Genomic DNA, 20,942 nt, shown 5'->3' on the forward strand with positions numbered 1-20,942 from the left:
TGCGGCTCTAGAGTGTGCTTCATGCCGAATTTGCGAATCAGTGAGGCGGCCGCGCTACTCGGAGTCAGTGATGACACCGTCCGGCGCTGGATCGACAACAAGCGGCTGCCGGCCACCGAGCAGGGCGGCCGGAAGGCCGTCGACGGGAGGGCGCTGGCCGCGTTCGCCCAGGAGCTCGCCGAGTCGCCGGACACCGGTCCGACGGCCGCCGCGTCGGCCCGCAACCGGATGCGCGGCATCGTCACGCGCGTCGTCAAGGACGGCGTGATGGCGCAGGTCGAGATGCAGGCCGGACCGTTCCGGGTCGTCTCGCTGATGAGCCGCGAGGCCGCCGACGAGCTCGGCCTGGAGCCCGGCGTGGTCGCCGTCGCCTCGATCAAGTCCACCCACGTAGTCGTCGAGATCCCGGAGGTCTAGATGTTCCGCCGTACCAGCTTCACCCGGCGTGCCCTCGCCGTTTCGCTCAGCGCGGGCGTCGCGCTCGGCCTGGCCGCCTGCGGCGACGACACCCCGGCAGGCTCCTCGCCGTCCGCGTCGTCCCCGTCGGCCGGCGCGAGCAGCAGCGCGGCGATCTCGGGCACGGTGAACGTCTTCGCCGCCGCCTCCCTGACCGGCACCTTCACCCAGCTCGGCAAGGACTTCGAGGCCGCGCACCCGGGCGTCAAGGTGGTCTTCAACTTCGCCGGCAGCTCGGCGCTGGCGACGCAGATCAACCAGGGCGCGCCGGCCGACGTGTTCGCGTCGGCCGCACCGAAGAACATGGACCAGGTGACCGACAAGGGAACGGCGACGACGTTCGTGAAGAACGTGCTGGAGATCGCCGTCCCGAAGGGCAACCCGGGCAAGATCACCGGGCTGAAGGACTTCACCGACAAGAACCGGAAGATCGCGCTCTGCGCCGAGCAGGTGCCGTGCGGCGCGGCCGCGCAGAAGGTGTTCGCCGCGGCCAAGCTGACGCCGCAGCCGGACAGCCTCGAGCAGGACGTGAAGGCGGCGCTGACCAAGGTCAGCCTCGGTGAGGTCGACGCGGCGCTGGTCTACAAGACCGACGTCCTGGCCGCCAAGGACAAGGTCGAGGGGATCGAGTTCCCGGAGTCCGCGCAGGCGGTCAACGAGTACCCGATCGCGACGCTGACCAAGGCCCCGAACGCCGGCGGCGCCAAGGCGTTCGTCGACTTCGTCCTGTCGGCCGACGGCACGAAGGTCCTCACCGCGGCGGGCTTCGACGCTCCGTGAGATCGCGCCTCAGGAGGAGGACGGGCGGCCGGTTGCCGCTCGTCCTCGTCCTGCCCGCTCTGCTCGGTCTGGCGTTTCTACTGGTCCCACTGATCGGTCTGCTCGCCGAGGCTCCCTGGTCGACGCTGCCGTCCCGGCTGTTCAGCGCCGAGGTCGGCCAGGCCCTCCGTCTGTCCTTGCTCTGCGCCAGCGCCGCCACCGTCATCTGTCTCTTCCTGGGTATCCCGCTCGCCTGGCTGCTCGCCCGCGCCGACCTCCCCGGCCGCGGTCTCCTCCGCGCTCTCGTGACCGTTCCTCTGGTCCTGCCGCCCGTAGTCGGCGGCGTGGCATTGCTGCTCGTCCTCGGCCGCCGCGGACTGATCGGCGAGCGGCTGGACCTGTGGTTCGGTTTCTCCCTTCCCTTCACCACGGCCGGCGTGATCGTCGCCGAGGCGTTCGTCGCGATGCCGTTCCTGGTCATCTCCGTCGAAGGCGCTCTCCGCGCCGCCGACCCGCGCTACGAGGAGGCCGCCGCGACCTTGGGCGCCGGACGCTGGCTGACCTTCCGCCGCGTCACGCTGCCGTCCATCGCACCAGGCATCGTCGCGGGCGCCGTTCTGTGCTGGGCCCGCGCGCTCGGCGAGTTCGGTGCCACCATCACCTTCGCGGGCAACTTCCCCGGCCGGACGACGACGATGCCGCTGGCCGTCTACCTGGCCCTGGAGACCGACCCCGACGTCGCGGTCGTGCTGAGCATCGTGCTGCTGATCGTGTCGGTCGTCGTCCTCGCGAGCCTGCGCGAGCGCTGGATCAGTGGTCTGCGATGACCCTGCGCGCGGACCTGCACGTACGCCGTACCGGCTTCGAACTGGCGCTGGACCTGACCGTCGAACCGGGCGAGGTCGTCGCCGTGCTCGGCCCGAACGGCGCCGGCAAGACCACCGCCCTGCGCGCGATCGCCGGTCTGCTCCCCGTCGACGCCGGGCGGATCACCCTCGACGGCAAGGTCTGGGACGAGCCGCCGCGGACCTTCCTGTCCGCCGACCAGCGCCCGATCGGCGTCGTGTTCCAGGACTACTTGCTCTTCAATCACCTGAGCTCCCTGGAGAACGTCGCCTTCGGCCTGCGGGCGCGCGGCGTCGACAAGCGCACCGCCCGCGCCGAAGCCGCCCAATGGCTGGACACCGTCGGCCTCACGGACCAGGCCAAGTCGCGTCCTCGGTCTCTCTCCGGCGGCCAGGCCCAGCGCGTTGCCCTTGCCCGAGCGCTGGCGACCCAGCCTGACCTCCTCCTCCTGGACGAGCCCCTGGCCGCCCTCGACGCCGGCACCACGCTCCACATCCGCGCCGAGCTCGGCCAGCACCTCGACCGGTACGAGGGCCGTACTCTCCTGGTCACCCACGACCCGCTGGACGCGATGGTCCTGGCCGACCGCCTGGTCATCATCGAGAACGGCGAGGTGGTCCAGGAAGGCTCACCCAGCGAGGTCGCCCACCGCCCTCGCACCGACTACGTGGCTCACCTCGTCGGCCTCAACCTCTACCGAGGCACCGCCGACGGCACGACGGTCCACTTGACCGACGGCGGCAAGGTCACCATCGCGACCCCGGCGACCGGCGCGGTCCACGTCGCCTTCCCGCCGTCCGCCATCAGTCTCTATCCCGAGCACCCCACCGGCAGCCCCCGCAACACCTGGCCGGTTGTCGTCACCAGCGTCGAGCAGCACGCCCACACCGTCCGCGTCCGCCTCACCCCCGCCGACGGCTCCTCCGCTCCCACCAATCTCCTGACCGACGTCACCCCGGCCGCCGTCGCCGAGCTCTCCCTCACCCCTGGCCGCCCGCTCTGGGCCACCCTCAAGGCCACCGAGACCCAGACCTACCCGAGCTGACTCCGCGGCTTGTTGCCTGATGCAACGGCGTGGACGACGGATACTGGTGGTCCGGGTCGTCGTCGGAGGGGGAGCGTTGTGAGCGTGCCGAGTGTCGGGTGGCAGGAAGTCGTCGGGGCCGACGAGGAGGAACGCCACCGGCGGCAGGCGGAGCTGTTCGTCGCGATGCAGGCGCGCAAGTCGGACAAGTACGGGACCGGGCGGGCGCTGCACCGCAAGCAGGTGGCGGCGCTGCGGGCGACGTTGACGGTGCCGGGCGACCTGCCGGAGTACGCGCGGCAAGGGCTGTTCCGGGTGCCGGAGAAGTACGACGTGTGGGTGCGGCTGTCGAACGGCGGCTTCAACCGCGCGGCGGACGTCGTACCGGATATTCGTGGGTTCTCGCTGAAGGTGCTCGGCGTGAGTGGGCCGGCGGCGCTGGGCGGCGAGGCGGTGAGCCAGGACTTCGCGCTGATCAACCACGAGCGGTTCAGCTCCGCGACCAGCGAGGACTTCAGCAAGGTCGTCACCACGGCCGGGCAGACGACAGGACGGCTGCTGCTCAGCGTGGCCCAGCAGCCTGGACTGATTCCCCGCCTGAAGGCCGTCTCGACCGCGCTCAAGGAGCCGTTCTCCGGCTTCGCCACCCAGGACTTCTTCAGCGCGGCACCGATCACGTTCGGCCCGTACGCCGCCCGCGTGCGGCTCCGCGCGCTGGCCGGCTACCCGAACCCGGGCGCCGTGGACTGGGCCGCCGACGTCTACGACCGGCTCGCCACCGCCCCGCTCGACTACGACGTCCAGGTGCAGTTCTTCGTCGACGAGGAGCACACCCCGATCGAGGACGCCTCGGTCGTCTGGGACGCGCCGTACGAGACCGTCGGCCGGTTGACCATCGGGCGGCAGAAGCCGGACGAGGCGTTCGCCGCGGAGGTCGAGTCGGCCGTCTTCGACCCGTGGAGCGCGATGGCCGAGCACCGTCCGCTGGGTGAGGTGATGCGGGCCCGGAAGGTCGCGTACTTCGCGAGCCAGCAGCACCGCCAAGCGACCTAGAGAGGTCTCACGATCAAATCCATGCAAAGTTACGTCCTGTTACCTGGCTGGCACGCATCGACATGATGTAACGGCGCTTTCCCCGCTCAAAGTGACGTCGACGTAACAAAGAGTGTTTACTTACTCACTCGTAGCACATGAGTTCTTCACAGTCGACTGATGACGTCATGCACTACGCCGACCCCTCTCCCCCCGCCCAAGATTCTCCGGGGCAACCACGAGAGAGGGGGATCGAACCGCCATGGAAAGTTACGAGCTGTACTGCCTGGCCGACCGGCGGTTCTACGACTCTCCCTCCACCGCCGAGGGTCAGCCGGACTTCGCCCTCGCCTCCCGGGAGGTCCCGGCCGGCTGGGAGCACGTGCCCGGCGAGATGTGGATGCACTACGCGCCGAGCGGCCTGGAGCTGCCGGCCCAGGGCTGGAAGATCCACGTCTCGGCCGGCCTCGCCGACGCCGAGCGGACGCTCGAGGTCGTCTGGGACTACTGCGTCCCCCGCGGCATCGCGTTCAAGTTCCTGCGCAACGAGCCGGTCCTGGTGATGGTCAACTCGAAGTCCGCCCCGCGCGGTTCGAGCGGCAAGCTCGTCACCATCTACCCCACCGACGAGGCGCAGCTCGAGCTGGTGCTCAAGGAGCTCGACGACCTGCTCGACGGCGTCCAGGGCCCGTACATCCTGAGCGACCTCCGGTACGCCGAGGGCCCGCTGTTCGTCCGGTACGGCGCCTTCGTCAGCCGCTACACCCTCGACCCGGCCGGCGAACGCGTCCTGGCCCTCGAGGACAACACCGGCCGGCTGGTCCCTGACCACCGCAGCCCCACCTTCACCACGCCGCCGTGGATCACGCTGCCGTCGTTCCTGCAGACGCATCTCGACGCCCGTAACGCGGTCACCACCAACGACCTCGCGTACACGATCGAAGGCGTCATCCAGTTCTCCAACGGCGGTGGCGTCTACCTCGGCCACCACAACGAGACCCAGGCCAAGGTCGTGCTCAAGGAAGGCCGGCCGTACGCCGGGCTCGACATGTCCGGCCGCGACGCGGTCGCCCGGATCGGTCACGAGCGCGACATCCTGCAGCGCCTCGACGGGCTCGACGTCGTACCGCAGGTCCACGACTACTTCACCCTCGGCGACCACCACTTCCTGGTCCAGGAGTTCGTCGACGCGAACCCGCTGCAGCGGGAACTCGTCCGGCGGTACCCGCTGACCCGCCCGGACGCGTCCGAGGCCGAGCTCACCGAGTACGCCGCGTGGGCGACCAAGATGGTCGGCGACGTCCAGCGCGCGGTCGGCGAACTCCACGGTCGCGGGGTCGTCTTCTGCGACCTGCACCCGGACAACGTGCTGCTGAGCACCGGCGACCGTCTCGTGCTGATCGACTTCGAGGTCGCGACGCTCGCCGAGGACAAGGCCCGCTCCGCGCTCGCCCACCCGGGCTACGCGGCGCCCGGCGACCGTCAGGGTCCGGACGTCGACCTGTACGCGCTGGCCTGTATCGCGCTCGGCCTGTTCGCGCCGCAGGCAACGATGCTGCTGCATCTCCATCCCGGCAAGGCGTTCCAGCTGGCCGACATGATCGCCGAGACCTTCCCGGTGCCGAGGGCAACGCTCGACACCGCCGTACGGGCCATCGTCGGCAAGGACCTGACCGAGGACCCGGAGATGGCGGCGCTGCCGCTGCCCGGCCGTGCGCCCTGGACCGAGGTCCGCGCCGCGATCGCCAAGGCGATTGTGGCCAGCGCGACCCCGGAGCGGGACGATCGGCTGTTCCCCGGCGACATCGCGCAGTTCCGCTCCGGCGGCGGGATCAACCTCGCGACCGGCGCGGCCGGCGTGCTCTACGCACTGGCGAAGACCGACGCGGGCCGCTTCCCGGCGTACGAGGACTGGCTGCGCGAGCACGCCAGGACCACCGAGCTCGGCCCCGGCCTGTACGACGGACTGCACGGCGTCGCGTACGTCCTCGACGAGCTCGGGCACCGGCAGGACGCGCTGGACGCGATCGAGCTGACGCTGGCCGACGACTTCGGCAGCCGCGAGCTGGGCCTGTACTCCGGCCTGGCCGGTGTCGGACTGAACCTGATGCACTTCTCCGCAAGCGAGCCGAGTCTCAACAGCGCGGCGACGCGTGTGCTCGACCTGGTCGCGGACCGGCTCGGCGACGTCACCGACGTACCGGAGGTGAGTGGTGAGGGGAAGCCGCGGGCCGGGCTCATGTACGGCTCGTCCGGTCCGGCGCTGCTCTTCCTGACGGCGTACGAGCGGACCGGTGACACCGGGCTGCTCGACTTCGCGGAGACCGCGCTGCGGCAGGACCTGCGCCGCTGCATCCGGACGCCGGAAGGCATGCTCCAGGTGAACCAGGGCTGGCGCTCGCTGCCCTACCTGGAAGAAGGCTCGGCCGGGATCGCGATGGTCCTCAGCCGCTACCTGCAGCACCGACCGGACGAGGAGCTGGCCGCCGAACTGGCCGCCCTCCGCCTGGTCACCCGCTGCTCCTACTACGTGCAGCCCGGCCTGATGATGGGTCGCGCCGGACTGCTGCTGGCTGCCGCCGAGCTGGGCGACAGCACCGACGACCTGGTCCGCGGACTCGGCTGGCACGCGCTGCCGTACGAGGGTGGACTGATCTTCCCCGGCAACCAGTTGCTCCGTCTCTCGACGGACCTGGCCACCGGATCCGCCGGCGTCCTGCTGGCCCTGGGAACCGCGCTGCACGAGCGGCCGGTCTCCCTCCCGTTCCTCGGACCTCCCCAGTGGTCCGAGTCTCTGTCCCTACGACTTCCTCCGAAGGAGGTGTAAACACATGGCACTTCTCGACCTTCAGGGTCTGGAGACCCCGGGCTACGGTCACGGCGGCCACCACCACGGCGGCTCCACGCTGACCGTGCTGGGCTGCAACTCGCAGCGTCCGAGCAACCTGAGCCTTCTGCTCTGCCACTGATCGGACCCGGGCGCCCCGACGTGGGGTGCCAAGCTTTTCGAGGTTTCCGAAGGCCCGGGGTGGGCGGCAACTCCCACCCCGGGCCGACCTTCGTTCCGGGAGGCGCTCTCATGGACTACCCGTACGCCGAACGGCTCGCGCTCGTCGAGCAGTTGCACGGGCAGAGCGTCGCCGACCCCTACCGCTGGCTCGAGGACGCCTCGAGCGAGCAGACCCGCCAGTGGCAGGCCGCGCAGGACGAGCTCTGGCTCTCGTACGCCGGGACGCTGCCCACCCGCTACTCGTTCCGCAGCCGCGTGAAGGCCTTGTCCTCGGTCGGTTCCGTCTCCGCGCCGGTCTGGCGTGGCGACCACTGCTTCCTGCTCCGCCGCGAGCCGCGTCAGGACCATCCCGTCCTGAGCGTCGACGGCGTCGAGCTGCTGGACCCCGCCAAGCTCGACCCGAGCGGACTGACCACGCTCGACTCCTGGCAGCCCTCGCCGGACGGGTCGCTGGTCGCCTTCCAGGTCTCCCGCGGCGGCTCCGAGCAGTCCGTGCTGCACGTGCTCGACGTGACGACCGGCGCTCTGGCCGAGGAGCCGATCGACGGTTGCCGCTACTCCCCGATCGCGTGGCTGCCGGACGGAAAGTCCTTCTACTACGTGCGATTCCGCCAGGTCCTGCTGCACGCGGTCGGCGGCTCGGACCAGCGCGTCCTCGCCGACGAAGCGTCGTACGGGCTGGATCTCAGCGCCGACGGCCGCTGGCTGACGATCTCCGCGTCGCGCGGGACCACCAACGATCTCTGGCTCGCGGACCTGCGAGCGGGCGGTGCGCCGCACCAGCTCCAGCTCGGCGGCGACGCGATCACGCTGATGTCGGTCGGCCACGACGGCCGCCTGTACGTCGTCACGACGCAGGACGCGCCGACCGGCCGGGTCTGCGTCGGCGACCCGGAGAATCCGCTGGTCTGGCACGACTACGTCCCCGCCGACCCGGACGCTCCGCTGAGCAGCCTGGCCGTGCTCGACAAGGTCGTGCTCGTCGGCCGCACCCGCGGAACCATCGGCGAGATCGCCATCCACGATCTGGTCACCGGCCGCCACCTCGGCGACGTCCCGCTGCCCGGCCAGGGGTCCGTCGGCTCGCTGACCACCCGCCCTCACGGCGGGCACGAGGCCTGGTTCTCCTACACCGACAGCATCACCCCCGCGGCGATCTACGCGTACGACGCCCTGACGGCCGAGACCACGCTCTGGTCGCCGGCGCCCGGCGCGGCTCCCACCGTCGAGGCGACCGCGACACCCGTCCCGTTCCAGTCGGCCGACGGCACCTCGCTGGAGCTGCTCGTCATCGCGGGCCCAGGGTCCGGTCCGCGGCCGACGATCCTCTACGGGTACGGCGGTTTCGGCCAGTCGCTCACCCCGACGTACTCCGCGTTCGCCCTGGCCTGGGTCGAGGCCGGCGGCGTCTTCGTCACCGCCACCCTGCGCGGCGGCGGTGAACGTGGCCACGACTGGCACCGGGCCGGCATCCTCGACCAGAAGCAGAACGTCATCGACGACTTCCTCGCGGCGGCCGAACACCTGGTCGCCGATGGCTGGACCACGCCGTCCCAGCTGGCCGCCTGCGGAGAGTCCAACGGCGGCCTGCTGGTCGGCGCCGCCATCACCCAGCGCCCGGACCTCTTCGCCGCCGCCGTCTGCTCGGCGCCGCTGCTCGACATGGTCCGCTACGAGCACACCGGTCTGGGCGCCCACTGGGTCCCGGAGTTCGGCTCGGCCTCGGATCCCGTGCAGCTGAAGACGTTGCTGAGCTATTCGCCGTATCACCAGGTCTTCACCCAGGATTATCCGGCGGTGCTCTTCACCACGTTCGCCAACGACACCCGCGTAGATCCCTTGCACGCAAGGAAGATGTGCGCCGCTCTTCAGCATGTCTCCAGCCATCCGGTGCTGCTCAGAACGGATGCTGACTCCGGCCACGCCTCCGGTGGTGCAGGGAAGGGCATCGCGCTCGCCGCCGACATGCTCGCGTTCCTCGACAGGCAGCTGCGATGAGCCTCGCCTTCGGCGACGTCGTCCGTCACAGCGGCAAGTGGCTCCCCGTGATCGCTCTGACCTCACTGGGCGGCAGCTGTGTCGCGCTCGCACTCCCCTCGGTTCTCGGCCGGTCGGTCGACGCGATCGTCGCCGGCCACGGCTACGACCGCTGGCTCTCCGTCGCCGCGGTATTGGTTGCCACAGGCATCATTTGCTCCCTGGTCGACGTCTTCGCCGGCACCGCCTCCGTCGCCGGTACGACGGCCTGGCTGCGCCACGGCCTGGTCCAGCGCGTCGTCCGCGGCGGTCCCGAAGGGACTCGCGACCACGAGACCGGCGACCTGGTCAGCCGAGTCTCCGGCAACGCCGTCGACGCCGCCCAGGCCGGGCCCGCACTCGTCAGCGCGTTCGCCGCAATCCTCCCGCCGGCTGGCAGCCTCGTTCTGCTCGCCTTCATCGACCCCTGGCTCGCCGCGGCCTTCTTCGGCGGCGTCCTGCTCGTCATCGGCGTCCTCCTGGTCTTCGCCCGCCGTACCGCGCAGATCAGCCTCGACTACTCCGAAACCCAAGGCCGGCTGGCCGGTCGCCTCACCGAGGCCCTCACCGGCATCCGCACGATCCTCGCCGCCGGCACGACAGCCCGCGAGGAGCACCGCGTCCTCTCCCTCCTCCCCGAGCTCCACAAGCACGGCCTGCTCACCTGGAAGATCCTCGCCCGTTCCGGCGCCCAGGCCGCGATCGTCGGCCCACTCGTCCTGGTCGCCGTCCTGGCCGTCGGCGGCTTCCAACTCGTCGAGGGCCGCATCACCGCCGGCGAACTCTTCGCCGCCGGCCAGTACGCCGTACTCGGTGCCGGCCTCGGCAGCCTGACCGGCGTCATCGGCGAGATCGCCCGCGCCAAGGCCGGCGTCCGCCGCGCGAGCGAGATCTTCGCCGTCGACTCCATGCCCCACGGCACCCTCCCGCTCCCGTCCGGTCCCGGTCACCTGCGCTTCGAGGCCGTCACGGTCGTCGCCAACGACACGACCCTCCTGTACGACGTGAACCTCGACCTCCCCGGCGGCGCCACCGTCGCCGTCGTCGGGCCGAGCGGCGCCGGGAAGTCCGTGCTCGCCGCCGTCGCCGCGCGGCTGCGCGACCCGTCGTACGGGCAGGTGCTGCTGGACGGCGTACCGCTGCAGGCCGTCCACCGCCGTTCGCTGCGCACCGCGGTCGGCTGCGCCTTCGAGCGCCCGACGCTGGTCGGCACCACCATCGGCGACGCGATCTCGCCGAACCCGCTGAGCACCGTCCGCACGCTGGCCGCGGCCCGCGCGACGCACGCGCACGACTTCGTCAGCCGCCTCCCGCGCGGCTACCGCACTCCGTTGCCTGAGGCCCCTATGTCGGGCGGCGAACGGCAGCGCCTCGGTCTGGCCCGCGCGTGGTCCGCCAGCCGGCTGCTGGTGCTCGACGACGCGACGTCGAGCCTCGACACCGCGACCGAGATGCAGATCAGCCGCACGCTCACCGAGGACAAGCACCGCCGGACCCGCCTGATCGTCACCCACCGCCCGGCGACCGCGGCACGGGCCGACCTGGTCGTCTGGCTCGACCACGGCGTGGTCCGCGCCACCGCCCGGCACCGCGACCTCTGGCACCTCCCGGAGTACCGCGAGGTCTTCGGATGAAACGCGAACTGTCCTACGGGATCGCAGCTCTCAAGAACCGGTCGGCGCTGAAGCTGGCGATCTGGTCGATCCCGGAGATCCTCCCCACCGCCATCTACGGCGTCGCCGTGGCGAAAGCCACCGACAGCTTCCTGGCCGGCCACGCCTGGCAAGGCATCGCCTGGCTCGGCGGCCTCGTCGCGACCGCCTGCCTGGGAGCTGCCGGCGCCCACCAGGTCTACGGCCGCCTCGGCGAGATCGTCGAGCCTCTCCGTGACGACCTCGTCCGACGAGTCGTCAGCAGCGCCCTCCACACCGGCGACACCGCCGCCGTCGCCCGCCTCAACCGCCAGGTCGAGATCGTCCGCGACACCTTCGCCGGCCTTGTGCTGGTCGTCCGCAGCTTCGCCGTCACACTCGTCGGCGTCCTGGCCGGTCTGCTCTCCCTCGCCCCGGCGATCGCCGGCTTCGTCGTACCGCCTTTCCTGCTGGGCTTTCTGGCCTCGCTGGCGGTCCTCGGCCTGGCCGCCGACCGGGTCCGCGCGTCTCTCCAAGCCGACGAGGACCTGGCCGCGGCAGCGGGCATGACCTTCAGCGGAGTCCGTGACATCACCGCCACCGGCTCGGAGGAGTTCGCCGAGCACCTCACCGGCCGACCCATCGAGGCCCAGGCCGATGCAGAACGAGCCCTGGCCCGAGTCGCCGCCCTCCGCACGCTCTGCTTCGCCATCGGCGGCTGGGCGCCGCTCCTGATCCTGCTGGCCGCCGGTCCCTGGCTGGTCGGTCGCGGAGTCTCCACCGGCACGCTCCTCGGCGGTCTCACGTACGTCCTGGTCGGCCTGCAGCCCGCCTTGAGCACCGTGATGGGAGCCCTCGGCGACAGCGGCCTCCGGTACGTCGTCACGCTCGGTCGCATCCTGTCCGTGCAGTCACCCGAGGCAACACCGCGGACGGCGGCCCCGCTCACCTGTGAGGTGCAGACCACCGGGCTGACCTTCGCCTACGGCCCCGCAGCGGAGCCGGTGATCGAGGACCTCCACCTGATCGTCCCCGAGGGCGAACACCTCGCGGTGGTCGGCCCCAGCGGCATCGGCAAGTCGACGCTGGCCGGCCTGATCTGCGGGATGCTGCAGCCGACGGGCGGCCAGGTCCTGATCGGCGGCGTACCGACCCACACGGTGGCGCCCGACACCCGCGTACTGATCCCGCAGGAGGCGTACGTCTTCGGCGCGACCGTGATGGAGAACCTCAACTACCTGCTGCCCGACGCGACCCCGTCGGAGGTCCAGCAAGCGATCGACGCGGTCGGCTCCGGCGCCCTGGTCGACCGCATCGGCGGGCTCCAGGCGCAGGTGAAGCCCAACGACCTCTCGGCGGGTGAGCGCCAGCTGATCGCTCTCACTCGCGCCTACCTGTCGCCCGCGGCTCTCGTCGTCCTGGACGAAGCGACGTGTTACCTCGATCCCGAGGCCGAGCGGCGCGCCGAGGAGGCGTTCGCGACCCGCGGCGGCACGCTGATCGTGATCGCCCACCGGATCACCTCGGCGCTGCGGGCCCGGAAGATCCTCGTGATGGACGGCAACCGCGCCGCCCTCGGCACGCACACCAGCCTGCTCCACAGTTCACCGCTCTACCAGGAGCTGCAGGGCCACTGGCACCCGACGGAGACGCTTCCGTCGCAGCCCGCGCCGGGGTTTCAGATCCAGCCCGCGTCCTGAGCCTTCCTGATGGCCTCGATCCGGCTCCGCGCGCCGGTCTTCGCGAGGATCCGGGACAGGTAATTCCGGACCGTGCCCGCGCTCAGGCTCAGCGTCCGCGCGACCTCCTGCGCCGTCGCGCCCGTGGTCACCTGCCGCAGAACCTCGCACTCACGGTCCGTGAGCGGATTGTCCCCGGCCCGCAGCGCGGCGACGGCCAGCCGGACGTCGACCACCGGCAGCCCCTTCGCCACGTCGCGCACGGCCTCGACGAACTGCTCGGTGGTCGCGTCGGTCGCGATCAGCCCGATCCGCGGTGCCTGCTTGACCAGCGCCATGCTGGTCGCGGCGATCGCCTCGTGGTCGACCATCACCAGCACCCCGCGGCCGGTCAGCTTGCGGCACAGCTCCTCGATCCCGAGCTTGCCCGGCAGCTGTGGATCGAGCACCACGACGTGTGGACGCAGCCTGACGGAGGTCAGGACGTCGTCGGACCGGTCGAGCTCGGCCATCACGTCGAAGTCGGACTCCTTGGACAGCACCGCGGCCAGTGCTCCACGCACCAACGTGCCGCGGTGGCCGAGTACCACTCGGATCACCGCATGCCCCCATCAATCGATTGCCTCAGCTGCGGGCCCTCCCGGCCCGTGACTCAACAACGAGCGAGTCGCTGCGATGACACGCACAAATCTTCACTTTCACTCCTGGGCCAGGCGGGAGAACCACCCTGCGGAACGCCGGCGGGCGGGCCGGAAACCGTTCTGTTGTTGGACTTTCGCTACCTCAAACGCAGAAAAAGTCGGGGCAGATTCCCGAACTGCCCTTGCGTTCGGCGGTCCGGTCACGCACGATGGCTCGGTCGCTTCGTAATCTCGACGTGACCATTCGGACGCTGTCCCGTGACCGAACGGGGTCGTCCGGGTGCTTGTCCCCTGCACCCCCGAAGGGAGTGGTACCTCACCAGACTGTGGAGCCCGGTACGGCGCCGGCAGTGACCGGCCGCCGACGATCCGAGCCTCACGCACGGGTGATTACCACCAACGTCTCGCCGGCTGCCCCGCACTTGCGGCCCGCGAGGTTCTCGGGGAAGTGCGCACGCGGCTGAGTCGGCCGGGCAAGAGAAAGTTCACCATGCCCAGCTCATGAGGAGCAGATTCTGATGTCCAAAGCTCGACACGCCCGGCCCCGGCGAAGTACCCGCCGGATCGCCCGGACCCTGTCCGTCGCCGGTCTCGGCGTCGGTATTACCGCGGCCGGCGCAGGTGCCGCCTTCGCGGCCGACTACAAGGTGAAAGCCGGGGACACCCTCTCCGAGATCGCGCAGGCCAACGGCGCCGACTGGCACCAGCTGGCCGAGCTGAACGGTCTCGACAACCCCGACCTGATCCTGATCGGCCAGACCCTGAAGCTCGACGGCGCGCCGAAGGCCACCGTCACCGAGCGCCGGTCGAAGGCCAAGCCGTCCACCGAACGGTCCGAGCGCACGAAGCCGGCCACCAAGTCCGAGCGCAAGACCCGGACCACCCGGTCGGAGGCCCGCAAGCCCAGCAGCGGCTCGACGAGCGTGTCGATGAGCGCGGCCTGGCGCAAGGTCGCGCAGTGCGAGTCGGGCGGCAACCCGCGGGCGGTGAACCCGTCGGGCAAGTACCACGGTCTGTTCCAGTTCGACCGCCAGACCTGGCGCAGCGTCGGCGGCTCCGGCCTCGCCTCCCAGGCCTCGGCCGGCGAGCAGCTGATGCGCGCGAAGAAGCTGTACGCCCAGCGCGGCGCCTCACCGTGGCCGGAGTGCGGCCGCTACCTGCGCTGACCCCCTCAGTACAGAGGCTGTACGACGAACGGTGGTGCCGATCGCGGATCGGCACCACCGTTCCTCGTGATCAGCGGGTCAGGACCAGCATCTCGTCGGCGCCGACCTGGAACTCGTACGGCACCTTCCGGATCTCGGACCGGACGCCGTCCAGCTCCTCCAGCAGCGACGGCAGGAACTCCACCGGGTCGCCCGCGCCCTGCTTCACCAGCGGGAAGATCCGCACCTCCGACCGCGACACCCGGATCAGCTCGTTCAGCGCCGCCAGGTGCCAGGCGCGGTCGTACTTGTCGGCCCACGTGAACAGCAGGTGCGAGCTCAGCACCAGCTCGAACCGCTGATCCGGGAACGGCAGCTCGGGCAGGCTGCCCGGGACGTACCGGTCCGGGGCCTCCGCGACGTCGGTCAGGAACCGGTCGGCCGCGTCGATCCGCAGCTCGTCGCGACGCTCGGGCGAGCCGTACCAGTGCCAGACGAAGCTCGCCGCGTGATGGTCCACGATCCCCGACCCGGCCGGCAGGCTGCGCCGTACGGTGTCGACCAGCTCGGCGCCCGGCAGCTCGTACGCCGGGTCGACCGCGACGGCGTCGACGCCCCGGGCGGCCGCTTCGGCGGTGAACCCGGCGCCGCCGGCGCAGCAGTCGAGCACGGACTCGGGGAGTTCGGTCAGATCGAACATCGCCTCGTACTCGGCGTACGAGCGTGATGTCACCAGCACGGGTCTACCTCTCGACGGCGGTCCTGTTCAGCCGGCGGTCGAGCAGCATCGCCCCGAACGCCAGAGCCAGGAACAGTAGCGCGACGAGCAGACAGTTGACCAAGACCTTTGCGTAGCCGAGATCGTCGGCGTTGACGAACGGGTACGGCCAGAAACCGATCGCCGCGCCCCGGACCAGCGTGAACACCAGCCAGAGCAGCGGGAACGCGATCGACCAGGCGACCACGGTCCGATCGGTCCGGCCGCGCGGACCGAACAGCAGCCAGCCGAGCACGCCGAGAATCGGGGTCACGGTGTGCAGCAGCAGGTTGGCGACCGCGGCCCAGCCGGTGAGGTCGTCGAGGTCGGCCAGCGCGACGTGGTAGACGATGCCGGTGACGGCCATGCAGAGCACGCCGTTCAGCCGCAACGTCCGGAACAGCAGCGAGTCGCGCTCGGGCGTGATCGCCAGCAGCAGGGTCGTCCCGCCGAGCAGCACGTTCGACAGGATCGTGAAGTAGGCGAACATGTTGAACACCCGGTCGGGGTTGTCCGGGAAGAAGCCGTCGGTGCCGTTGGCCGTCACGAACAGCTGGACCACCAGCCCGGTGATCACCACCAGCGCCGTGACCGCGTGGAAGATTTTCGGAGTGAGGGCCCGCCCCGCACCGGACTTCGTCATGACCGAAATCTACGGCGTCGGGGCGGGCTCGTGGGGATGTCAGGCGTTGATCTTCTGCTGCGGTTCGGTCTCGGCGTCGTTCGTGACGTTCCCGCCGGAGCTGAACGCCACGATCCCGTCGATCACCAGCACGATGGTCCACGGCCAGGCCGGGGCCAGCAGGGCGTCGTACCCCTGGCCGGACAGCCACCCGAGACCGAGCATCACGCCGCAGCCGACGGCGTACGCGAGCAGGTGCCGGTACCAGCCCTGGCGCTCGAACAGCGCCTTCTCCCGGGTGCCCTTCTTCGGCTTGTACGGACGGGGTGCGCCGGCCAGCTTGTGCGCGGCCCACCCGTCGGCCCACTTCAGCGTGCGGTGCCCGAAGCCGACGCTGACGCCGATGAAGATCGCGGCCAGCGAGTGCTTGTACGACGGCTCGCCACCGGACCGGACGTCGATCACGCTGGCGACCAGCAGCACCACGTCGACCAGCGGCACCGCCAGCAGGAGCGCCATCCCCAGCCTGGGCAGCCGCAGCAGGTAGCGCGTCCCGAGGCCGGCGGCGAGCAGGACCCAGAAGCCGATCTCACACGCGGCGATGACAGCGAGCAGCACGATCTTCCCCTCCGTTTATTTGGTACGTCTGTGTTTCTACGATCAACCATAACACAGGTGTGCTAAAAAGGATCCATGCCGAAAATCGTCGACCACGACGCCCGCCGCGAAGAGATCGCCCAGGCGCTGTGGCGCGTGGTCCGCCGGGACGGGATGCGGGCCGCCTCGGTCCGGACGGTCGCCGCCGAGGCCGGCTGGTCCGCCGGCGCCGTGCGCTACTACTTCCCCGACCAGGAAGGCCTGCTCAGCTTCGCGATGGACCTGGTCTCCAAGCGGGTGCAGTCCCGGGTCGCGCAGCTCGAGCCGACCGGTACGCCGGTCGAGATCGTGCTGCGCTACCTCGAGGAAGTGATCCCGCTCGATCCGGAACGGCTGGCCGAGTTCGACGTGTGGCTGTCGTTCACCGCGCAGGCCCAGGCCGAGAGCGGCGTCGGCGGTCTGCGCGAGCTCCTCGGTCCGGCCAACGACGGACTCCGCGGCCTGTGCAACTCACTGCTGACCCATCTGTCCACGGCCGGCCGGCTCCGGCCGGACCTCGACCTCGAGCTGGAGACCGAACGGCTGCACGCGCTGCTCGACGGGATCTCTTTCCACGTGACGCTTCAGCCCGAGGTGACCACCGCGGACCGGGTCCGGCAGGTGCTCGCGGCGCACGTCCGGTCGCTGCAGCCCTGACGCCGTCTCACCTGCTGGCGGACTCCGGACAACCAGTGGGCGAGACCTGACGAAACCCTTGTCCCGCGTGGCACGATCCACCCTATGCAGACCGAGGGGGTGATCGTCGTCAGCGGGATCATGGCGGCGGGCAAATCCACGGTCTCCCAGCTGCTCGCCGAACGGTTCCAGTACGGCGTGCACCTGCGCGGCGAGGTGTTCCGCCGGATGATCGTCAGCGGCCAGGCGTCGGCCGAAGCGGCCGACGGCGAAGAAGCGCAGAAGCAGCTGAAGCTGCGGTACCGGCTGGCCTGTCAGGCCGCTGACGGATACGCGCAGGCCGGGTTCACCGTCGTACTGCAGGACGTGGTGGTCGGCGAGCTGTTGCGCGAGTTCCTGGAGAACATCCAGAGCCGGCCGCGCTACCTCGTCGTACTGACTCCGCGGCCGGACGTGATCTCGCACCGGCTGGGCGGGTTGTCGGTCGACGAGCTCGACTACGAGCTGCACGCGTTCAGCCCGCGGCGCGGGCTGTGGCTGGACAACTCCGACCTCTCGCCGAACGAGACGGTCGACGCGATCCTCGGCCGGCTCGACGAAGCGCGCTTCGACTAGTCGGGACAGTTACCCGGGCGTAAGTTGGCGGGATGGCAGCCACCGTGCGCAGGACCTCGTGCAACTTGTGTGAAGCCATCTGCGGTGTGCTCGTGACCGTCGAGGACGGCCGGGTCACCGACATCCGTGGGGACGAGTCCGACCCGCTGTCGCGCGGGCACATCTGCCCGAAGGCCGTCGCGCTGAAGGATCTGCAGGAGGATCCCGATCGGCTGACCACGCCGGTACGCCGGGTTGGTGGCGACTGGGAACCGCTCGGCTGGGACGAGGCTTATGCGCTCGTGGCCGATCGGCTGCTCGCGATCCAGCGGGAGCACGGGCGGAACGCGGTCGGGGTGTACCTGGGGAACCCGAACGTGCACAGCCTCGGCGCGATGACCCACATGCCGACGACGCTGCGACTGCTGCGGACCAGGAACCGGTTCAGCGCGACCTCGGTGGATCAGCTGCCGCACATGCTCGCGTCGTACTTGCTGTACGGGCACCAGTTGATGGTGCCGGTCGCGGACATCGACCGGACGTCGTACCTGCTGATGCTCGGCGCGAACCCGCTGGCGTCGAACGGGAGCATGATGACCGCGCCCGGCTTCGGGCGACGACTGCGTGACGTGCGGCGGCGCGGAGGCCGCGTGGTTGTGATCGATCCGCGGCGGACCGAGACGGCGGCGGTCGCGGACGAGCACCACTTCGTCCGGCCGGGGACGGACGCGGCCTTTCTCCTGGCGCTGATTCATCAGGTGATCGCGGACGGTCGGGCCCGGCCGTCCGCTTATGTCGACGGACTCGATGCGGTGACCGCGGCCGTCGCCGAGTGGACGCCGGAGCGGGCCGCTGCTGCCACCGGGATTTCTTCTGAGGTGATCAGGCGGATCGCCGATGAGTTCGGGGCCGCTGATCGCGCGGCCTGCTACGGGCGGGTCGGGGTGTCGACGCAGCAGTTCGGCGCGGTGTGCCAGTGGGCCGTGCAGGTGCTGAACATCATCACGGGGAACCTCGACCGGCCCGGCGGCACGATGATTCCGCGGCCGGCGGTGGACACGCTGCGCGGGATCGGGCGCGGGCACGTCGGGGTGTGGAAGAGCCGGGTGCGCGGGCTGGCGGAGTTCGGCGGTGAGCTGCCGGCGTCGGCGATGGCCGAGGAGATGCTGACGCCTGGTGAGGGCCAGATCCGGGCGATGGTGACGATCGCGGGGAACCCCGTGCTGTCGACGCCGAACGGCCGCAAGCTCGACGAAGGGCTGGCAGGGCTGGAGTTCATGGTCGCGGTGGATCCGTACATCAACGAGACGACTCGGCATGCGGACGTGATCCTGCCGCCGACGCCGCCGTTGGAACGGGATCACTACGACCTGGCGTTCCACCAGCTCGCCATACGGAACACCGCGCGGTGGAACTCCGCGGTCCTGCCGCGCTCCAGGTCTGCACGCCACGACTGGGAAATCTTCCGCGATCTCGGGCTGGAGCTGTTACGCCGCAATCCCCTGTCGAGGCAGAAACTGCTCGCATCCGCCCGACTGCGGCTGTCCCCCGCACGCGTCGTCGACCTGGGCCTGCGCATCGGCCCCTACAAGCTGTCCCTGCGCACACTCCGCAAGTCCCCGGGCGGGATCGATCTCGGGCCGTTGCAGCCCGCGCTGCCCGGCGCGCTGTACACGCGGAACAAGCGCATCGACCTGGCCCAGGCGACAATCCTCGACGACCTGCCCCGGCTCGCCGCGCATTTGGTTGCCGTGGGCAACCCAGACGACCTGATGCTGATCGGCCGGCGGCACCTACGCAGCAACAACTCCTGGATGCACAACTCGGCCCGCCTGGTGAAGGGCAAGCCGCGGCACCAGCTGCTGATGAACCCGGCCGATCTCGCCCGCCGCTCCCTGACCGACGGCGAACTCGTCGAGGTCACCTCCGCGGCCGGCTCCCTGTCCGTTGAAGTTGCCTCCAGCAACGACATGATGCCCGGCGTGGTCAGCCTGCCGCACGGCTTCGGGCACGGCCTGCCCGGCGTACGCCTGACCGTCGCCGGCCAGGTCGCCGGCGCCTCGGTCAACGACGTCACCGACGACGCCGTCACGGATGCGCTCGGCGGGACGGCGGCCCTGAACGGCGTACCGGTGCAGGTGGCCAAGGCGACCGCGGAGGGCGCGCCGACGCGGGCTTCAGGCGTGGGGCGGTCCTGAGCTGTCGCGGATGACGAGGACCGGGGTGGAGTAGAGGTGTGCGGCGGCGGGCGCGCCGTCGAGCAGACCGAACAGCCGCTTCGCCACCTCCGCGCCGTACGCGACGATGTTGTGGCTCATCGCGGTCAGCGTCGGGTGCGTCAGCCGGCACAGCGCCGAGTCGTCCCACGCGACCAGCGTGACGTCGTCGGGCGACTTGAGCCCGAGTCCATTGACCACCGAAAGCCCGGCGACCGCCATCAGGTCGTTGTCGTAGATGATCGCGGTCGGCCGCTGCTCCGCGGTCATCAGCTCCCGCGTCGCCGCGGCGCCTTCCTCACCGGAGAAGTCGGTGTGCCGAATCCGTAGCTGTACGCCGAGCCGCCGCCCGACCGCGGCGTACGCCTGATCCCGGATCCACACGTGCCCGTGCTCAGGCGGCCCCGCGACCCGCGCGATCACCTTGTGCCCCAGCGACGCGACGTGCTCGACCGCGGCGTTCATCGCCGACCGCCCGTCGGTCCACACCGAGGTCAACCCGTCGGCCAGCACCGGATCCCCCACGATCACCGCCGGCAACTCCAACTTCCGCAACAACGGAATCCGCGGATCGTCCACCCGCAGATCAACGACGATCACGCCGTCAACCCGCCGCTCAGCAGCCCACTTCCGGTAGGTAGCCATCTCCTCCTGCAGATCAGGCACCACCTGCAGAGCCAGCGCATAGGACTTCTCCCCCAGCACCGACTCAACCCCACCCACAAACCCCATGTAAAAAGGCTCTTCACTCAAAGTCTTCGCAGTCCGGGCCAGCACCAGCCCGAACGTCTCACTCCGAGCCGCCGACAACTGCCGAGCAGCCCGGTTCGGCACCCACTCCAACTCCTCAGCCACCTTCAGCACCCGAGCCCGGGTCGCCTCCGAAACCCCCGGCTGGTTGTTCAACGCGTAAGACACCGCACCCTTGGAGACCCCGGCCCGTCGAGCAATCTCCTTGATGGTCACACGGCCCACGATCGGCCTCCTTCGAACGGGCGGACCGAACCGTGACGGGCGGCTCGGCAGACCCACATTCTGCGCCGCCCCCCACTGTCTGTCTGCAGGTAACCGCATTCCATCACCCACAGCAACCATTTGATCAAACCCGGGCGCACTCGGCCGCCCACTCTCGGCAAGCGTTTGCCAGATGGTGACCACGGGATGGTTGACTCTGGTCGTGGTGGGGAGTCTTGGGATAGTCTGCCGACGGTACTTAACCGGTTCGGTCAAGCATGCCGAGAG

At 70.2% G+C, this 20,942-nt stretch carries 19 protein-coding genes; 14 read left to right on the top strand and 5 right to left on the bottom strand.

All coding sequences use genetic code 11. The features are described 5' to 3' along the window. The first annotated feature begins 21 nt into the window (after window positions 1-21). The 10 genes from HDA39_RS26510 (at window position 22) to HDA39_RS26555 (ending at window position 12,474) form a co-directional block, all read left to right on the top strand. Window positions 22-417, top strand: coding sequence for a TOBE domain-containing protein (locus tag HDA39_RS26510; RefSeq protein WP_184799551.1), 396 nt, complete (start codon window positions 22-24; stop codon window positions 415-417). Beyond that, the gene (gene modA / locus HDA39_RS26515) at window positions 418-1,236 is read left to right on the top strand and encodes a molybdate ABC transporter substrate-binding protein (RefSeq protein WP_184799553.1); all 819 of its coding nucleotides are present in this window, start codon (window positions 418-420) and stop codon (window positions 1,234-1,236) included. A 32-nt stretch (window positions 1,237-1,268) separates the two neighbouring features. Beyond that, window positions 1,269-2,042 carry a molybdate ABC transporter permease subunit gene (gene modB, locus HDA39_RS26520; protein WP_202893130.1) on the top strand — a complete coding sequence of 258 codons (774 nt, stop codon included), beginning with the start codon at window positions 1,269-1,271 and terminating at the stop codon, window positions 2,040-2,042. Continuing rightward, on the top strand, window positions 2,039-3,106 hold the full coding sequence (locus tag HDA39_RS26525) for an ABC transporter ATP-binding protein (RefSeq protein WP_184799566.1): 1,068 nt from the start codon (window positions 2,039-2,041) through the stop codon (window positions 3,104-3,106). The genes modB and HDA39_RS26525 overlap by 4 nt, the downstream gene beginning before the upstream one ends. A gap of 84 nt (window positions 3,107-3,190) precedes the next feature. Beyond that, window positions 3,191-4,138 (top strand): catalase family protein, encoded by a 948-nt coding sequence (locus HDA39_RS26530; RefSeq protein WP_337925905.1) that lies wholly within the window; start codon window positions 3,191-3,193, stop codon window positions 4,136-4,138. A gap of 241 nt (window positions 4,139-4,379) precedes the next feature. Further along, window positions 4,380-6,944, top strand: coding sequence for a class III lanthionine synthetase LanKC (lanKC, locus tag HDA39_RS26535; RefSeq protein ID WP_184799568.1), 2,565 nt, complete (start codon window positions 4,380-4,382; stop codon window positions 6,942-6,944). Window positions 6,945-6,948: 4 nt separating this feature from the next. Further along, on the top strand, window positions 6,949-7,086 hold the full coding sequence (locus tag HDA39_RS26540; RefSeq protein ID WP_184799576.1) for a SapB/AmfS family lanthipeptide: 138 nt from the start codon (window positions 6,949-6,951) through the stop codon (window positions 7,084-7,086). 110 nt (window positions 7,087-7,196) lie between these two features. Then, entirely contained in the window at window positions 7,197-9,125 is a 1,929-nt protein-coding gene (locus HDA39_RS26545; protein ID WP_184799578.1) for a prolyl oligopeptidase family serine peptidase, read from the top strand. Then, on the top strand, window positions 9,122-10,777 hold the full coding sequence (locus HDA39_RS26550; protein ID WP_184799580.1) for an ABC transporter ATP-binding protein: 1,656 nt from the start codon (window positions 9,122-9,124) through the stop codon (window positions 10,775-10,777). Before HDA39_RS26545 ends, HDA39_RS26550 begins: the two co-directional genes overlap by 4 nt. Beyond that, on the top strand, window positions 10,774-12,474 hold the full coding sequence (locus HDA39_RS26555) for an ABC transporter ATP-binding protein (protein WP_184799582.1): 1,701 nt from the start codon (window positions 10,774-10,776) through the stop codon (window positions 12,472-12,474). The genes HDA39_RS26550 and HDA39_RS26555 overlap by 4 nt, the downstream gene beginning before the upstream one ends. Here the strand turns inward: HDA39_RS26555 and HDA39_RS26560 are convergent. Next, the gene (locus HDA39_RS26560) at window positions 12,453-13,052 is read right to left on the bottom strand and encodes a LuxR C-terminal-related transcriptional regulator (RefSeq protein WP_184799583.1); all 600 of its coding nucleotides are present in this window, start codon (window positions 13,050-13,052) and stop codon (window positions 12,453-12,455) included. The two genes, HDA39_RS26555 and HDA39_RS26560, sit on opposite strands and share 22 nt — an antisense overlap. Window positions 13,053-13,612: 560 nt before the next feature. Here HDA39_RS26560 and HDA39_RS26565 point away from each other — a divergent pair. After that, window positions 13,613-14,260: a transglycosylase family protein gene (locus HDA39_RS26565; protein ID WP_184799584.1), complete on the top strand. Its 648-nt coding sequence runs from the start codon at window positions 13,613-13,615 to the stop codon at window positions 14,258-14,260. A 70-nt stretch (window positions 14,261-14,330) separates the two neighbouring features. Here HDA39_RS26565 and HDA39_RS26570 read toward each other — a convergent pair whose 3' ends face one another. From HDA39_RS26570 to HDA39_RS26580, 3 genes are read right to left on the bottom strand one after another with little or no spacing between them, the layout of a single operon-like run. Beyond that, on the bottom strand, window positions 14,331-14,972 hold the full coding sequence (locus tag HDA39_RS26570; RefSeq protein WP_337925906.1) for a class I SAM-dependent methyltransferase: 642 nt from the start codon (window positions 14,970-14,972) through the stop codon (window positions 14,331-14,333). 10 nt (window positions 14,973-14,982) lie between these two features. Continuing rightward, window positions 14,983-15,639, bottom strand: a complete 657-nt coding sequence (locus HDA39_RS26575) for a Pr6Pr family membrane protein (RefSeq protein WP_184799587.1) — start codon at window positions 15,637-15,639, stop codon at window positions 14,983-14,985. Between the two features lie 39 nt (window positions 15,640-15,678). Further along, the gene (locus HDA39_RS26580; RefSeq protein ID WP_184799589.1) at window positions 15,679-16,236 is read right to left on the bottom strand and encodes a 2TM domain-containing protein; all 558 of its coding nucleotides are present in this window, start codon (window positions 16,234-16,236) and stop codon (window positions 15,679-15,681) included. A gap of 75 nt (window positions 16,237-16,311) precedes the next feature. Here HDA39_RS26580 and HDA39_RS26585 point away from each other — a divergent pair, with 75 nt between their 5' ends. The 3 genes from HDA39_RS26585 (at window position 16,312) to HDA39_RS26595 (ending at window position 19,682) form a co-directional block, all read left to right on the top strand. Further along, window positions 16,312-16,911, top strand: a complete 600-nt coding sequence (locus tag HDA39_RS26585; protein ID WP_184799591.1) for a TetR/AcrR family transcriptional regulator — start codon at window positions 16,312-16,314, stop codon at window positions 16,909-16,911. Window positions 16,912-16,995: 84 nt separating this feature from the next. Then, a complete protein-coding gene (locus HDA39_RS26590) occupies window positions 16,996-17,505 on the top strand; it encodes an AAA family ATPase (protein WP_184799593.1) in 510 nt (169 codons plus the stop codon). Between the two features lie 32 nt (window positions 17,506-17,537). Next, a complete protein-coding gene (locus HDA39_RS26595) occupies window positions 17,538-19,682 on the top strand; it encodes a molybdopterin-dependent oxidoreductase (RefSeq protein WP_184799595.1) in 2,145 nt (714 codons plus the stop codon). On the opposite strand, the gene HDA39_RS26600 is transcribed toward HDA39_RS26595, so the two are convergent. Then, window positions 19,662-20,675: a substrate-binding domain-containing protein gene (locus HDA39_RS26600; RefSeq protein WP_184799597.1), complete on the bottom strand. Its 1,014-nt coding sequence runs from the start codon at window positions 20,673-20,675 to the stop codon at window positions 19,662-19,664. The two genes, HDA39_RS26595 and HDA39_RS26600, sit on opposite strands and share 21 nt — an antisense overlap. Window positions 20,676-20,942: the final 267 nt, after the last annotated feature.

Source organism: Kribbella italica, assembly GCF_014205135.1.
Lineage (GTDB): Bacteria > Actinomycetota > Actinomycetes > Propionibacteriales > Kribbellaceae > Kribbella > Kribbella italica.